This is a genomic window from Solwaraspora sp. WMMA2080 (assembly GCF_027497395.1).
Taxonomy (GTDB): Bacteria; Actinomycetota; Actinomycetes; order Mycobacteriales; family Micromonosporaceae; genus Micromonospora_E.
Genome location: NZ_CP114910.1, coordinates 442270 through 455808, shown reverse-complemented (window position 1 = coordinate 455808; position 13539 = coordinate 442270). Strand labels below are relative to the sequence as shown.

Annotated in this window: 15 protein-coding genes and 1 pseudogene; 4 read left to right on the top strand and 12 right to left on the bottom strand. The window is 71.1% G+C overall.

Annotated elements, in window-relative coordinates; all coding sequences use genetic code 11:
- Nucleotides 1–338: 338 nt before the first annotated feature.
- Both O7543_RS02050 and O7543_RS02045 read left to right on the top strand, forming a co-directional pair.
- Entirely contained in the window at nucleotides 339–632 is a 294-nt protein-coding gene (locus O7543_RS02050) for an antibiotic biosynthesis monooxygenase (RefSeq protein ID WP_278169981.1), read from the top strand.
- Between the two features lie 49 nt (nucleotides 633–681).
- Nucleotides 682–1953: a glycosyltransferase gene (locus O7543_RS02045; protein ID WP_281550437.1), complete on the top strand. Its 1272-nt coding sequence runs from the start codon at nucleotides 682–684 to the stop codon at nucleotides 1951–1953.
- A 78-nt stretch (nucleotides 1954–2031) separates the two neighbouring features.
- On the opposite strand, the pseudogene O7543_RS02040 reads toward O7543_RS02045, so the two are convergent.
- From O7543_RS02040 to O7543_RS02015, 6 genes and pseudogenes are all read right to left on the bottom strand, one after another.
- Nucleotides 2032–2865 (bottom strand): annotated as a pseudogene (locus tag O7543_RS02040) (STM4011 family radical SAM protein); the annotation flags it as partial.
- Between the two features lie 5 nt (nucleotides 2866–2870).
- Nucleotides 2871–4196 carry an STM4012 family radical SAM protein gene (locus O7543_RS02035; protein ID WP_281550438.1) on the bottom strand — a complete coding sequence of 442 codons (1326 nt, stop codon included), beginning with the start codon at nucleotides 4194–4196 and terminating at the stop codon, nucleotides 2871–2873.
- On the bottom strand, nucleotides 4193–5023 hold the full coding sequence (locus O7543_RS02030) for an STM4013/SEN3800 family hydrolase (RefSeq protein WP_281550439.1): 831 nt from the start codon (nucleotides 5021–5023) through the stop codon (nucleotides 4193–4195). The genes O7543_RS02035 and O7543_RS02030 overlap by 4 nt, the downstream gene beginning before the upstream one ends.
- Entirely contained in the window at nucleotides 5020–6135 is a 1116-nt protein-coding gene (locus tag O7543_RS02025; RefSeq protein ID WP_281550440.1) for an STM4014 family protein, read from the bottom strand. The genes O7543_RS02030 and O7543_RS02025 overlap by 4 nt, the downstream gene beginning before the upstream one ends.
- Nucleotides 6136–6155: 20 nt before the next feature.
- Entirely contained in the window at nucleotides 6156–7076 is a 921-nt protein-coding gene (locus tag O7543_RS02020; RefSeq protein WP_281550441.1) for an STM4015 family protein, read from the bottom strand.
- Nucleotides 7077–7157: 81 nt separating this feature from the next.
- Complete coding sequence (locus tag O7543_RS02015) at nucleotides 7158–7778, bottom strand: TetR/AcrR family transcriptional regulator C-terminal domain-containing protein (RefSeq protein WP_281550442.1); 621 nt, start codon at nucleotides 7776–7778, stop codon at nucleotides 7158–7160.
- Here O7543_RS02015 and O7543_RS02010 point away from each other — a divergent pair.
- Nucleotides 7777–8574, top strand: coding sequence for an ABC transporter permease (locus O7543_RS02010; RefSeq protein ID WP_281550443.1), 798 nt, complete (start codon nucleotides 7777–7779; stop codon nucleotides 8572–8574). The two genes, O7543_RS02015 and O7543_RS02010, sit on opposite strands and share 2 nt — an antisense overlap.
- A gap of 45 nt (nucleotides 8575–8619) precedes the next feature.
- Here O7543_RS02010 and O7543_RS02005 read toward each other — a convergent pair whose 3' ends face one another.
- The 4 genes from O7543_RS02005 to O7543_RS01990 form a co-directional block, all read right to left on the bottom strand.
- Complete coding sequence (locus O7543_RS02005; RefSeq protein ID WP_281550444.1) at nucleotides 8620–9510, bottom strand: hypothetical protein; 891 nt, start codon at nucleotides 9508–9510, stop codon at nucleotides 8620–8622.
- Nucleotides 9511–9834, bottom strand: coding sequence for a PadR family transcriptional regulator (locus tag O7543_RS02000; protein WP_281550445.1), 324 nt, complete (start codon nucleotides 9832–9834; stop codon nucleotides 9511–9513).
- 344 nt (nucleotides 9835–10178) lie between these two features.
- On the bottom strand, nucleotides 10179–10655 hold the full coding sequence (locus O7543_RS01995; protein ID WP_281550446.1) for a DUF6326 family protein: 477 nt from the start codon (nucleotides 10653–10655) through the stop codon (nucleotides 10179–10181).
- Between the two features lie 163 nt (nucleotides 10656–10818).
- On the bottom strand, nucleotides 10819–11391 hold the full coding sequence (locus tag O7543_RS01990) for a DUF4386 family protein (protein WP_281550447.1): 573 nt from the start codon (nucleotides 11389–11391) through the stop codon (nucleotides 10819–10821).
- Nucleotides 11392–11684: 293 nt separating this feature from the next.
- Here O7543_RS01990 and O7543_RS01985 point away from each other — a divergent pair, with 293 nt between their 5' ends.
- On the top strand, nucleotides 11685–12353 hold the full coding sequence (locus tag O7543_RS01985) for a TetR/AcrR family transcriptional regulator C-terminal domain-containing protein (RefSeq protein ID WP_281550448.1): 669 nt from the start codon (nucleotides 11685–11687) through the stop codon (nucleotides 12351–12353).
- 98 nt (nucleotides 12354–12451) lie between these two features.
- Here O7543_RS01985 and O7543_RS01980 read toward each other — a convergent pair whose 3' ends face one another.
- Both O7543_RS01980 and O7543_RS01975 read right to left on the bottom strand, forming a co-directional pair.
- A complete protein-coding gene (locus O7543_RS01980; RefSeq protein ID WP_281550449.1) occupies nucleotides 12452–12640 on the bottom strand; it encodes a DUF397 domain-containing protein in 189 nt (62 codons plus the stop codon).
- A 29-nt stretch (nucleotides 12641–12669) separates the two neighbouring features.
- Nucleotides 12670–13527, bottom strand: a complete 858-nt coding sequence (locus tag O7543_RS01975; RefSeq protein WP_281550450.1) for a helix-turn-helix transcriptional regulator — start codon at nucleotides 13525–13527, stop codon at nucleotides 12670–12672.
- Between the last annotated feature and the right edge of the window lie 12 nt (nucleotides 13528–13539).

Here is a 13539-nt window from a genome sequence, read left to right as displayed (position 1 = left end):
CGGTCTTCGTGGAGATGCGCACAGCAGTGACTGACGGAGGTCTCTTCCGCCACCATCCACCGAACTGTCTGCTTCGGGGACGACGACCGCAGGTGCCGGGTCGGTCCACCATGCGGTCCAACCGTGCTGACGACACCAGCGCGAGGGAATACTCCCCTCCTCCTGCGTCATTGTCGCGCAACTACCGGGCAAACGACACACCGGGCGGGTCACCGGTGACGACAAGCACAACTTCTGAAGGCGTCCTAGGAGGCTAGATGGTTCTCGAAGCGGTGGCACGCCGGCCTCAGCCGGCCCCTCGGGCCGGTCCGGGCGCAGCCGTGTGGCAGGCTGCCGCCATGGTGCTTGAGATCGCGCTGGTCGATGTCCAGCCCGGCCGGGAAGCCGACTTCGCCGCAGCGTACGCTGCCGGCCGCCACCTGCTGGCCACCACTGACGGCTGCCGGTCGGTGCGGATGACCCGGGGGGTGGAGAGTCCCAGCCGGTTCGTACTGCTGGTCGAATGGGACTCTGTCGACGCGCACGAGCAGAACTTCCGCGCCACCGACCGGTACCTGCGGTGGCGGGAACTGATCGGTCCGTACTTCGCCGCGCCGCCGGTGGTCGAACACTTCGTCGACCTGCCGGCGTGACCCGGACCCTGCCGGTGTCCGGCCGGTCCGGAGCACGTCGGAGCCCGCGGTGCGGATAGAGATCGTGACCGCTGGTAGCCGGGGCGACGTCGCACCGTACACCGGGCTGGGGCAGGCACTGCTCGCCGCCGGCCACCGGGTCACCGTGACGACCCACGGCACCTTCGACGCGCTGGTGACCGGCAGCGGCCTCGACTTCCGGCCGCTGCCGGGTGACCCGTACGCCGCCCAACTCACCCCCGGCGGGCGGCGGCTGCACCGGCTCGGCGGTGGGCTGCGCGGCACCGCCGAGTTCGTCCGGCAGGGCCGGCGCTACCTCGACGACCTCGCGACCGGGCTGGCCGACGTCGGCACCGACGCCGATGTGCTGCTGCTGGCCACCACGACCGCGCCGCTGGGCTACTCGGTGGCACAGCGACACGCGATCCCGAGCATCGGGGTCTTCCTGCAACCGGTCGCACCGACCGGCGACTTCCCGCCGGTGCTGCTCGGCGACCGGTCCTTCGGGCCGGTCGGCAACCGGGCGCTGGGGCGTGGCGCCGAGGCGGCCAGTGCCCGGGCGTACGACCACTCCTCGCGGCGGCTGCGCCACCGGCTCGGCCTGCCGCCGGTCCCGCTGGCCGCTCTGCTGCGGCAGGCCAGGCGCTCAGGCTGGCCGGTGCTGCACGGGTTCAGTCCGAGCGTGCTCCCCCGACCAGCCGACTGGCGCCCCGGGCTGGAGGTCGTCGGCTACTGGTGGCCGGCCACCGATCCGCACTGGACTCCCCCGCCGGAGCTGACCGGATTCCTGGACGCCGGCCCGCCGCCGGTGCTGATCACCTTCGGCAGCATGGCGGTGCTCGACGCGTCACTTCCGACACTGATCGGTACGGCGCTGCGCCGGGCCGGCGTACGCGCGATCGTGCAGGCCGGTTGGGGCGGGCTGCGGGTCGGCTACGACGGCGCCCGCCCAGTCAGCGACGACGGCGTCCTCGCGGTCGGCGACGTACCGCACGACTGGCTGCTGCCCCGGGTGGCGGCGGTGGTCCACCACGCGGGAGCCGGCACCACCGCCGCAGGGCTACGGGCCGGGGTGCCGGCGGTGACCGTGCCGCTCATCGCCGACCAGCCGTTCTGGGCCGCCCGGCTGACGCGTCTCGGAGTCGCCGCCGAGCCGCTGCCGGCCCGACGGCTCACCGCCGACCGGCTGGCCGACGCCATCCGCACGGTGCTCGACCGGCCCACGTACGCCGAACGGGCCCGGCACCTCGCGGCCCGGATTGCCGCCGAGGACGGGCACGCCGCGGTGCTGCACGCCGTCGACCGGGTCACCCGCCGCTGACCGGATCCGCAGCGGCGCCCGGCCCGGCCACCCCTGCGACCTCCGACGCCGTATCGGGGAGGCGTGCGGGATGCGTTCCAGGACGCCGCCGGCGAAGACGTCGTACAGCGGCAGCTCCCGCAGATGCACGTAGCCGATGTGACAGTCGCACGAGACCAGTGGGCAGGGGCGCGGGCGCAGTGCGGCCCGGTAGGAGCCGTCGTAGAGGTTGCCCAGCGGTTCGGCGACGAAGTGGCACCGGCGTACCGTGCCGGACCCGTCGACCGAGACCACCGACTCCCCGGTGCGGCACGACCGCCCGGCCGACGGGTGCGGGTGCACGCTGTAGCCGAACAGCGGGTCGAGCTCGGTCCACGCCCGCTGCTGGGCGGAGTCGTAGCGGTGCCCGTCGGCGGCGTTGACCCAGAGGTAGACCTCGGCCGGCAGCGCGGCCCGCAGCGACCGGGCGGCCGCCAGGTGCTCGGGCAGGCCGACGACCCCTACCGAGAACCGCACCCCGGCGGTACGCAGCGTGCCGCAGCGGCGCAGGAAGACCTCCCGGTCGACCTGGCCCGGGTGGTACGTGGCCCAGAACGCCAGCCGGCGACGCTGGTCGGTGTCGGCCTCGGCCAGAAAATCCAGCCGGGCGGCCAGGTTGGTCTGGATCGCCACCCGGCCCACCTGCGGCAGCCCGGCCAGCCGCAGCAGCGCCCGCCGGTACCAGGATCGGGTCAACGCCTCGCCCCACGGGGTGAACAGCACCGAGATCCGATCGTCGTGCGGATTACGCACGGCCCAGTCGACGAACCGGTCGAGCGCCACCCGGTCGGTGCGCAGCGTTGCCGGGTCGTCGCGGCGCTTGGCGAACGGACAGTACGGGCAGTCGTAGTTGCAGCTGGCCAGCGGACCCCGGTAGAGGATGCTCAGGTCCATCCGGCTCACCGGGCCGGCAGGCCGGCCATCGCCGCCCGCACCGGGGTCGAGACCAGCCACGGGCCGATCGCGTCACTGCGGGCCAGGCCCGCCGCGGTCAGCGCCAGCCTGTCCGGGGTCACCGTCAACCAGCCCCGGTCGACCAACGTCGCCAGCTGCGGGAAGTCGTCGACGGCCCGGGTGGCGAACCGCGCCGCGTACGCCGCCTGGTCGCATCCGTCGGCGCGCAGCAGCGAGGTGATCAGCCAGCGCCGACGCTGTTCGTCGCGGTCCAGCCGGAAACCCACCTCGGCGACGTCGAAGTCGGGCTCCGGCCGGCGCAGGTAGTCGACGATGATCGCCCGCACCTGCCCGACGGAGACCGCGTAGTCGAACGAGTAGTGCAGGTCGCTGGTGTAGGACCGGGCGCCGCAGCCGAGTCCGACCATCCCGTCCTCCTGGCAGGAGTACGCCGGGGCGTCGACGACCGGCAGCGCCGCGCGACGGAAGTGCCGCATCGACAGTTGCCGGTAGCCGGCGGCGCGCAGCCGGTCGACGCCGTGCCGGTACAGCGTCTGCCGTTGCGCGTCCCACTGTGGATCAGGCAGGTCGGCCGGGGCGCGGCGGGCCAGGCCGGTCAGTGGGCGGACATAGAGCGGGTAGAGGTAGATCTCCTCCGGCTCCCAGCGCAGCGCCGCGTCGAGCGACTGTGCCCAGGTGGTGTCGGTCTGGCCGGGGATGCCGTAGATCAGGTCGATGTTCAGCTCCGGGATCGGCTGGTCCCGGATAGCGGCCAGGGCGCGCTCGACCTCGACGCGACGCTGCGGCCGGCCGGCGGCCCGTGCCTCGGCGTCGAGGAAACTCTGCACCCCGATGCTGATCCGGGTGGTGCCGCGGGCGGCGAGCACCGCCAGCCGGTCCGGGGTGGCGGTGGCCGGTGAGGTCTCCACCGCCGTCGGCACGCCCGCCGGCCGGAACCTGTCGACCAGGTCGAACATCGTCGACAGCTCGTCCGCGTCCAGGTAGGTCGGCGTACCGCCGCCGACGGCGACCCGGGCGAACCGGGCGTCGTCGCCGAGCGCGGCGGCCACCCGTACCGCCTGGCGGCGCAGCTGGTCGAGGTAGGCGGCCACCTGCCCGGCCGGCGGGTTGGCCCGGGTGAACAGGTTGCAGAAGCCGCAGCGCATCTCGCAGAACGGCAGGTGCAGGTAGAGGAACAGCTCCGTGCGGCGCTGCCCGGACCAGACGTCGACCAGCGCGGGACGCGGCCGCAGCGGCCGGTACGCCGTCTTGTGCGGATACCCGTACAGGTAGCCCTGGTACGGCGAGGCGTCCAGGGCGGCGACGGTCACGCCGGGTCCGGTGTCGCGGCGTCGGACCAGGCGCCGGGGTCGATCACGAAATCGGCGTACGGGACCGTCCACACCACCTCGTGGCCGACCCGGTGTCCGCTGTGTCCGTCCTCGCCGTACGCGGTGCCGTGGTCGGCGCAGATGATCGTCAGACAGGGCCTGCCCCGTGAGCTGGCCATGGCGAACAACCGGCCGATGTGCCGGTCGACGTACTCCAGGGCGGCGGCGTGGCTGTCCCGGTTGTCGCGTTCGGTGCCCGGCAGGTAGTGCCGGTTCGGCTGGTGCATGGCGGCCACGTTGACGAACAGAAACAGCGGCTGGTCAGCGGGAACGGCCGGGACGACCTCGGCGATCCGGTCCAGCTGGGCCTCGAAGCAGCCGGGCGCGGTCACCCCGAACGCCGACTCCCAGTGCGACTCGGCGAACAGGCCCGGCAGGGTCGCGCCCAGCGGCGAGGAGCGGTTGAAGAACCCGACCCCGCCGACGCACACCGTGTGGTAGCCCTCCTTGCGCAGCGCGGTGACCAGGTCGGGTGCGTCGAAGACCCAGGTGTGCTCGTCGGTGGTGGCGCTGCCGGGGAAAGCCGCGGCGAACATCCGGGGGTGGCTGCCCGGTTCGGCCGGGGTGGGCAGGAAGCCGGTGAAGAACGCCTGATGTGCGGCGTACGTGAAGCTGGCCGGGCTGTGCCGGCGTTGCCACTGCCCGTCCGGTAGCGCGCGGGCCAGCTGCGGTGTCCGGCCGGCGGCGAGCAGCTCGACCGCCACGTCATAGCGCAACGTGTCAAGCGTGACGAACAGCAGGTCGTGGCTGCCGATCAGGTCCTTCATGCCGACCTCCCCATCGCGGCCGTGGTCCGCCAGGCGGCGAACCGGCCGGTACGTATGGCATGCAGCTGGGCAGCGTAGCTGTCCCGCCCGGCAGCGTCGCACACCGTGGGGAGCAGATCGCCGAAGGCGTTCACCTCCGCCACGGCGTGCCGCCGCCAGTCACTGCCGATCATCAGGTCCACTCCGACGTGCAGGCTGCCGGTGAAGCAGCGCGCCGCGCGTACACAGTCGGCCAGCGCCGCCGCCCACCGGCGGGGGCCGAACGCCGCCCGTACCGCCGCCGGGTCACCGCGCCGGTTGCCCAGGTGCAGGTTGGTCAGCGGACCGTCGCTGCTGCGCACCACCAGGTGGCCCGGCTCACCGGCGATCACCAGCACCCGCAGGTCGACGACCCGGCCGTGCAGGCCGGCCTTCGGGAACCAGCGCTGCACCAGCAACCCGTCCGGGGCCAACCGGTCCACGATAGAGGCGACCTCCCGCTCGGTACGGTAGGTCCGCACCCGCAGCGAGTTGAACAGCCGCCCGTCGTCGGTCAGCTCAACCGAGGTGACCGCCTGCGTCCGCCGGCCGTGCGCGTGCAGGGCGAGCACCCCGGACGCCGACGACCCGTGCACCGGTTTGACGAAGACCCGGGCCCAGCCGGCGTCGGACAGAGCGGTACGCAGCTGCGCCCAGTCACCGGGTGCGGTGTCCAGGATGGCCGGCTGGGCCACCCCGGCGGCGGCCAGCCGCCGGTGCCCGGCGCGTTTGTCGAACAGCACGGCGATGTCGGCCGGGTCGTTGAGCAGGGTCGCGCCGGCCCGCCGGGCGGCGTCGGTGAGCCGGCCCAGGGCGGCGCGCAGCCCGGCGTACCAGGCGGCACCGCCGCTGATCTCGCCGTGGTCGAGCGGTCGGCCGGCGCCGCGCAGCAGCCGATCCACCTCGGAGTCCTCGCCGGGCGAGTCGATCCGTACCGTCGCCCCGCCGGGCAGGGCGACATCCTCCCCGGCGGCGAGCTTCCGCCAGGGCAGCACCCGAACCCGCAGGCCAGCGGCGTGCGCGGCGGTGCGGAACGCCCCGACCCGCCGGTTGCCCGGGTTGCCGACCACGACCAGCGGCGTGGTGTGGCTCATCGGGTGAGGTTAACAACCGGTCATTCGCCGACCGAGACGTACCGCCCCCGGTGCGGGTCGACCTCCTGCTGATCGCTCAGGTCGACGTCGACGCCGGGCAGTGCGGCCGGCAGCCGGACCATCATCGCGTCGGACAGGTAGTGCCGGTGCAGGTCGAGACGGCGCAGATGGGTCAGCGGCTGCCCGGCGAGCAGGGCGGTGGCCCCGTCGTCGCCGAGGGTGCCCAACGACAGGTCGATGGTTTCCAGGCGGGGCACCACCGCCGCGGCGGTCAGCGCGGCGGCGACCGCGTCGGCGATCTCGGCGTTACGCAACCCGAGGGTACGCAGCGCGGGCAGCCGGGTGCCATCGAGGATCGACGCCAGGTCGTCCACTGAGGTGTCACCTTCGTAGTCGGGGGTGCCCAGCCACAGTTCCAGATGGGTGCAGGCCGGCAGGTCGCTGGCGGCGACGGCGCGGGTGAGGGCGGCCGGCAGCCCGCCGGACTCGATGGCGAACTCCCGCAGCCCGGTGTGCCGCACCGGCTGCAACAGCAGCGACATCGCACCGCGTACCCGCAGCACCTGCAGCGCCGGGTAGGCGGCCAGCAGCGGGGTGATGTCGGGCTGCAGGATCCAGGAGATCTCGCACTCGTCGAAGGTCATCTCGCCGAGGAAGACGGCCCGCAGGTTGGTCAGCCGGGGCGCGGCGTCGACCAGCAGCTCCAGCGGGAACGTGACGTCCCACGGTTCTCCCCAGTCGCCGGTCACCAGCGCCTCGACGCTCGCCGGGTCGACGGTGTCCAGCCAGGTGGCGAAGAGCTGGGCGAATTCGACCTCGTCCTCCTCCGACGCGCTGAGTCGCCAGGCGACCGGGGAGCCGGTGTGCTGCGCCGCCGTCTGCGGGTCGAAGTCGACCACCGGCAGTCCGGCGAAGTGGGTGATGTGCTCGTTGATGGTCATCGACGGTGCTCCGGGGGAGGGCGTGGGGCTGCGGACCCGGCACGATAGCAACCCGGTGCGACGCCGCGCTGCCCGTGCGGCCTACTGCGGCGACTGCAGTTCACTTGGTTGCCCGGAGTCGGCCACTGATGGAAGGGCCGCAGCGATGCAGTCGAAAACCCGCTGGAGTCCGTCTCGGAACTGGTCGTCGCGGCTCAGGTGTGGCTGACGCGCCTGCGTTACGATCTTGGTGAAGATCGGGTACTCGCCGCTTCTCACCAGCTGGTCGACGTACGGGTGGCTCCGCGCCATCCACTCCGACTCGCTGAGCCCACTGCGGCGCAGCTCCTTGGTTGAGCCGATCTCCTCGCGGACGGTGCCCTCGATGTAGCCGCTCAGCATGGCTATGAGGCCGAGGTTCTCGTCGATGGGGATGAGATCATCGAGCACGCCCATCAACCGTTCGATCAGGAGCAGCTGGTTAGGGCCGAAGCTGGGCAGTGACCGCTGCACGGCGGCCATCCAGGGATGCCTCAGCCACATGGCCCGAAGCCCGTCGGCATAGCGCGCCAGGTCCGTGCGCCAGTCGCCCGAGGGCATCCCCGCGACGTCGATCTCGCCTGTCACCTGGTCGGCCATGAGATCGACAAGGTTGTCGCGACTCGGGACGTACCGGTAGAGGGACATCGCACCGGCGCCGATCTCAGCGGCGATCCGTCGCATGGGTCGCCTGGGCTGGACGCTCACCGACGGGCTGACCCTGATTGGCCGCGAGTTCACACGGCTGCGGCAGGAGCCCGGGCAGATCATCGCCGCGCTGGTCTTCCCCGCCGTCATGGTGGTGCTGTTCGGCTACGTCCTCGGCAGCGCGATCCAGGTGCCGGGTGGCGGTGACTACCGCGAGTACCTCATGCCCGGCCTGTTCGCGATGGTGACCTTCTCCGCATGGTTGGGGGTCATGACGCGGACGGCCAGCGACGCCACTCGCGGCGTGATGGACCGATTCCGCTCCATGCCGATGGCGCGCTTGGCGGTGCCGTTCGGGCAGACCGGCACCGACCTGCTGACCGGCCTGTTGATGCTGACCATCATGGTGGGTGCGGGACTGCTGGTGGGCTGGCAGCCCCACCGTGGCCTGATCCCCACGATTCAGGCGTTCCTGTTGATGATCGTGCTGCGGTACGCGCTGAGCTGGGTGGGCGTCTATGTGGGCCTGGCGGTCAAGAACGACCAGGTCGCCGACGCGATGGTGCCGCTCGGCCTGCCGTTCACGATGCTGTCCAACGCGTTCGTCCCGACCGACGGCATGCCGGGCTGGTTGCGCTTCCTGGCGGACTGGAACCCGGTGAGCGCGCTCACCGCCGCCTCCCGGGAGCTGTTCGGCAATCCGGGCGCCCCCTCGGGAAACGTAGCCTGGCCACTCGCGCATCCGGTGACCGCCGTCCTGCTCTGGTCGGCCGTACTGTTGGTGATCTTCGTCCCGCTGTCGTTGCGCGCCTACACGCGCCGAGGACGCTGAAGGCTCCTGGTTTCCTACTCTTCTGACGCCAGGCGGGGCGGCTCGTCAGAGTGCGCCCAGCGGCGGTGCCAGCGGGCCGGCGGCGCGCTGCTGGAGCAGACGCCCGGCCTCGATCAGCAGGTCGACGAGGCTCACCGCGACGATGACGGCGACCCAGAACTTGGCGGTACGGTCGGCTTCGGGGCTCAGGTAGACCGGACCGGCGAACAGCACCCAGGTCAGCGCGGCGCAGATGGCCAGTCCGAGGAGCATCCCGACGGTACGGGTCACCGGCCGCCACCGGCCGTGGATGGTGACCAGGAGGTGGTGCACCAGTGTGGCGATCAGCAGGGCGAGCACGAGTGGGCCACGGAGCTGGGCGAACTCACGGTCGAAGGTGAGGGCCTGCACGGCCTGCGGCGCGGCCCCGAGCTGATCCAGCAGCCAGGCCGCGTTGACCAGCACGACCGTACCGGCGACGTAGAAGGCGAAGGCGGCGATCCGGCCGGACCGGTTGACGAAGCCGGCGGCCGACCTGCGCGGCCGCCAGGCGAAGCGGTCCGGCCACCGACGTCGCGCCCAGCCGGCGAGGCCGAATCCCACGACGAGGAACCCGGGCCACCAGAACGCCGGTAGCCCGTACGTCCAGTACCAGTCGACCGCGTCGGTCGCGGCGGCCACGCCGAGCAGCCAGATCACCAGCACACCGGCGACGCTGAGCCGGACGAAGCGGCGGGTGTCGGCCGGGTCGACGGCGATCGGCGGCTGCCCGTACCGGGCGGCCACCTCGGCGGGGCGGCCGAAGGCCCGCAGCCGGGCCACCGGATCGTCGCTGTCGGCCAGTTCGTCGCGCAACAACGTCGTCAGTTCGAGAGCCACGTCCCTACGCTGCCGGCGGGGTAGCAACCGCGCCACGTCGGCGACGTACGCATCGATCAGTTCCTCGGTGGTCAGCACTTACCTGTCACCTTTCAGCAGCTGGCCCATGGCCTCGTTCATCCCATGCCACGAGTCCCTGAGCCGGTCGTACAGCTCTTCGCCGGCGGGGCTGCGGCGGTAGTAGCGGCGTGGCTGCCCTTCGGTCCGCCACTCGCTGACCAGGACGCCCTGGCTCTCCAGCCGCCGCAGCAGCGGGTAGAGCGTTCCCTCCTCGATCGGGAGGCCGTTGTCGGACAGCGACTGGCGCAGCTCGTAGCCGTAGCGGAACTCGCCCAGCTGTGACAGCACCGCCAGGACGACAACGCCCCGGCGCAGCTCAAGCTCCAGCCTGTCGCCAACCATGTGCCACACAGTACTGTGCAGCGCACAGTCCGTCCAGTGCCAGGGATACGGTTCGACTGCCCGGTCGACACCCCAGGCCCGGGTAGGGCGGGCCCTGGCCCGCAGTGATGGGTGTGCAGGCTCGCTGGCTCTGGGAGAATCGACGTCATCAGCCTGGAGGACCTGGAGCGGCGAATCTCGGCGATGGAGGCCGAGCTCGCGATCGTGCGGCAGGAAGCCGCCGCCGCGCGGGCCCTGGAAGGCCGCCGTCGCGCGAGGGCCGGCACTCGGCGATGACCTCGCCGGTGGCGAGGTTGAGCGCGGCGAACAGGTTGGTGGTGCCGTGCCGGAGGTTCCCCGGATACCTACTGCCGAAGGTCGGTCGTCGCGGGACCCGCTGGGACGGCGGAGGTTCGAGGCCATGTCCAGGCGGAGCCCAGGATGAAGGCCAGAAGCAGCACCTCGAGTCCGATCGAGAGGCCGTAGAAGAAGGCCCAGTCCCAGGACTCCCCTGCCGCGTTGAACACCGTGAGGGGGATGTAGAGCGATGCGGTGACGAGGTTCGTGGCGCGGTTCGCCCGGGCGGGCAGCGTCATGGAGAGAATCACCATCAGGGCCGGGATCGCCACGGACGCGAGGAAAATGGTCAACAACGTCGGACTGATCTCGAACTCGAAGATGACGCCACCCCGGATTCCGTCGATGACGCCGGGCTTGTAGAGGTGGAAGTAGTCGACGTAGATGTAGAGGAACATGCAGCTGGTCCATGCGGCGGCGAGCTTGGCCTGCACCGGGATCGGTAGGTTGTCGAGCTGGTTCGGGGTTTTCGTTCGGATGGTCATCGGTTCTTCCTTCGAGAGGAGCGGCCCCTCCGCCGCAGTGGTGGCAGGTTTGGGCGTGCATACGCACGGGTGGTCGAGATCGAGGCGGTCGCTGCCGTCCCCGGGCAGCCCTCCACGGGGGTCCTCGTGCGCGTGCGCGACCTCGGCACAGCCCTCATCTCGGTCACGACCGGACGAGGCGCACGCCGGTCGCGAGCAGCCAGACGAGCCAGGCGACGAACCCTAGGAGTCCGACGAAGATCAGCGGCGAGCCGTCGGCGATCGCGAGGTTGCCCAGCCCCGCAGCAAGCAGCAGGCTCCCGCCCACCATGCCCAGCAGGCGCTGCCAAGCCGGAGCCAGCCCGCTCGCGTGCGCGGCGAGGGCCGAGCCGATGCAGGTGGCGCCGAGCATCGGCAGCGCCAGCGCGAACGCCGCCGCGTGCATCTGCCAGACGAGCCCGAACGCGGGCGTCGGCTCGGCGAGCCCGCTGGCGGAGAGCACGAGCCCGATCTGCAGGACGTTGACAAGCACGAAGATTGCCGACAGCGTCGCGCCAGCGGCCACGGCGAGGCGCGCCCAGTCGGTGCCTGCTCTGCCCCGCCGCTCCACGAGGCCACGCAGGCCCGTCACGAACACGAGCAGCAGCGGCAGGTACACGGCTACAAGACCGGACACGATCGCGACCGCGTCACGGTTGGCCGCGTAGTAGGCCAGCACGTCCTCGATCGGAGCGCCGTAGGGCAGCGCGCCCGTCACCAAACAACACGTTCTCGATCACCACCAACACCGCGAACACGATCGCCGCTGCACCGACGAGCCGGCCCCCTCGAACGAACAAACTGCGGGCTGGCGTGGTGGCGGTGTCCTCCGGGGATCTCATCTCTTACTCCTTCATCACGGTCGGATGGCCGGCGGATTGTCGAGCGCGTTCGAGGTGCGGCCGGCTCGTACACCGTACGTCGTACACCGTACCAGGATTCGTACACTGTACTATCGCCGTACGCTGTACGATCGTCAAGCCGTTCGAGGGAGCGAGGAGGCCCGGGTCTGTGAGGAAGCAACGCCAGGTCGCGTCAGACGCGGGGCTGAGCAAGCAGCGGGTGGTGGCCGAGGCGATCCGGATCGCTGACCGCGAGGGGGTCAACGGGCTGAGCATGCGCCGGCTGGCTAGCGCGCTCGACGCGGGCGCGATGTCGCTCTACTACTACGTGGCGAGCAAGGACGAGTTGCTGGACGCCATGATTGATGTCGTGTTCGAGGAGATCGAGCTCCCGCCCGAGGGGACCGACTGGCAGTCTGCGATGCGACGGCGGTCGGTGTCCGCCCGCCAGGTTCTCGCACGCCACCCGTGGGCGATCGGCCTGATGGAGTCACGGACGTCGCCGGGGCCCGCGCACCTGCGCCACCGCGAGGCGGTCACCGCCTGCCTGCGCAGGGCCGGCTTCTCGGTTCTGATGGCGACGCACGCCAACTGGTTGCTCGACGTCTACGTCTACGGGTTCGCCCTGCAGGAAGCCAGCCTGCCGTTCGACACCGCCGACAAGTTCGCGGACATGGCCGAGGACGTCTACCTGCCCCAGCTTCCTGCCGACGAGTTCCCCTACCTCAACGAGTCCGCCGCTGCGCTCGTCGCGGCCGGCTACGACCCGGCCGAGGAGTTCATCTTCGGCCTCGACCTCGTCCTAGCCGCCCTCGATCCGCTGAGAGCCTCCGCGTAGCAGCGCTCACGGACCGTCACGCAGCCCGTTGGGCAGACCTCAAGACATGCTGATCCAAACTTCGTCACTGACGATCGCAAGGCACCGAAGCTGTTCGGTCAGGCGCGCAGGCCGTCCACGAAGGAACGCCACGCGGTGGCGGGGAAGGCCAGCCGTGGACCGGTCGGGTCGGTGGAGTCGCGGACCGCCACCACCCCGCCGGCCGGCGCGACCTCGACGCAGTTCCCGTTCGCGTTGCTGCGGCTGCTCTTGCGCCAACACAGCGACTCGGTTGGGGTCGACTGCATGCCGCACCCCCTTTCGGCAGGCGATTCAATCAACTCTCTGCCACCAGCTTAGCCAGCAGATCCCGGCTTTCATCGGCCGGCAGCGCCGCCTGCTGAAGCCAGCGACCGATCCGGGCGTACAGCATCACGTCCTCGTCGTCGGTGAGGTGAATGTCGCTGGTCAACGTCTCCAGCACCACGGTGCGGGGATCGGCCGGGTCGGGGAACGAGTAGAGCGAGAAGCTGGTGTGCGGCATGAACGAATCGTGCACGACCGCTTCGAGCGGCAGCACCTGGATGGTGACGTTGTCCAGCTCGCTGAGCGCGGTCAGGTGGCGCAGCTGGCCGCGCCGGGTCTCGGGTGGCACGCTGGCCCGCAGCAGCGCACTCTCGTCGATGACCGCCTCGTAGTGCGGCGGATGTTCGCGACGCAGCACTTCCTGTCGGGCGGTACGCGCCAAGGTGTCAGCGTTGATGTCGAGGTCACCGTAGACGTCGCGACCGGAGCGGACCCTCAGCCGGGCGTACTCCGGGGTCTGCAGCAGCCCAGGCACCAGCAGTTGCTGGTACTCGAAGATCGTGGCAGCGCTGGCTTCGAGCTCGGTGTAGCCACGCTGGCGCTGACCCATCGAGCCGAGCGCCTTCCACCAGCCACGGGTGGCGGCGGCGTCGCGGGCGATGATGACCAGCTTCTCCCGCTCGGCCGGCACGACGTGGTAGACGTCGAGCAGGTCCAGAATGTCGGCCAGGTCTGGTCTGCTCTGGCCCAGTTCGAGCCGGGACAGCTTCGATGTCGACGCCCAGCCGAGCTGGTCGCAGACCTGCTCCAAAGTCATTGCGGCCGCGCGGCGGAGCCGACGCAGCTCGCCGCCAAGCCGCTGCCGCCTGATCGTGGGACTTGCAGGCATCGCCACTTTCGG

Bases quoted from the DNA above. Each gene is read 5' to 3' on its own strand.
- O7543_RS02025 (WP_281550440.1), bottom strand. From the start codon at position 6,135: ATGAGCCACACCACGCCGCTGGTCGTGGTCGGCAACCCGGGCAACCGG.
- O7543_RS01975 (WP_281550450.1), bottom strand. From the start codon at position 13,527: ATGCCTGCAAGTCCCACGATCAGGCGGCAGCGGCTTGGCGGCGAGCTG.
- O7543_RS02020 (WP_281550441.1), bottom strand. From the start codon at position 7,076: ATGACCATCAACGAGCACATCACCCACTTCGCCGGACTGCCGGTGGTC.
- O7543_RS02030 (WP_281550439.1), bottom strand. From the start codon at position 5,023: ATGAAGGACCTGATCGGCAGCCACGACCTGCTGTTCGTCACGCTTGAC.
- O7543_RS02000 (WP_281550445.1), bottom strand. From the start codon at position 9,834: ATGGTTGGCGACAGGCTGGAGCTTGAGCTGCGCCGGGGCGTTGTCGTC.
- O7543_RS01980 (WP_281550449.1), bottom strand. From the start codon at position 12,640: ATGCAGTCGACCCCAACCGAGTCGCTGTGTTGGCGCAAGAGCAGCCGC.
- O7543_RS01995 (WP_281550446.1), bottom strand. From the start codon at position 10,655: ATGACCATCCGAACGAAAACCCCGAACCAGCTCGACAACCTACCGATC.
- O7543_RS02015 (WP_281550442.1), bottom strand. From the start codon at position 7,778: ATGCGACGGATCGCCGCTGAGATCGGCGCCGGTGCGATGTCCCTCTAC.
- O7543_RS02010 (WP_281550443.1), top strand. From the start codon at position 7,777: ATGGGTCGCCTGGGCTGGACGCTCACCGACGGGCTGACCCTGATTGGC.
- O7543_RS02050 (WP_278169981.1), top strand. From the start codon at position 339: ATGGTGCTTGAGATCGCGCTGGTCGATGTCCAGCCCGGCCGGGAAGCC.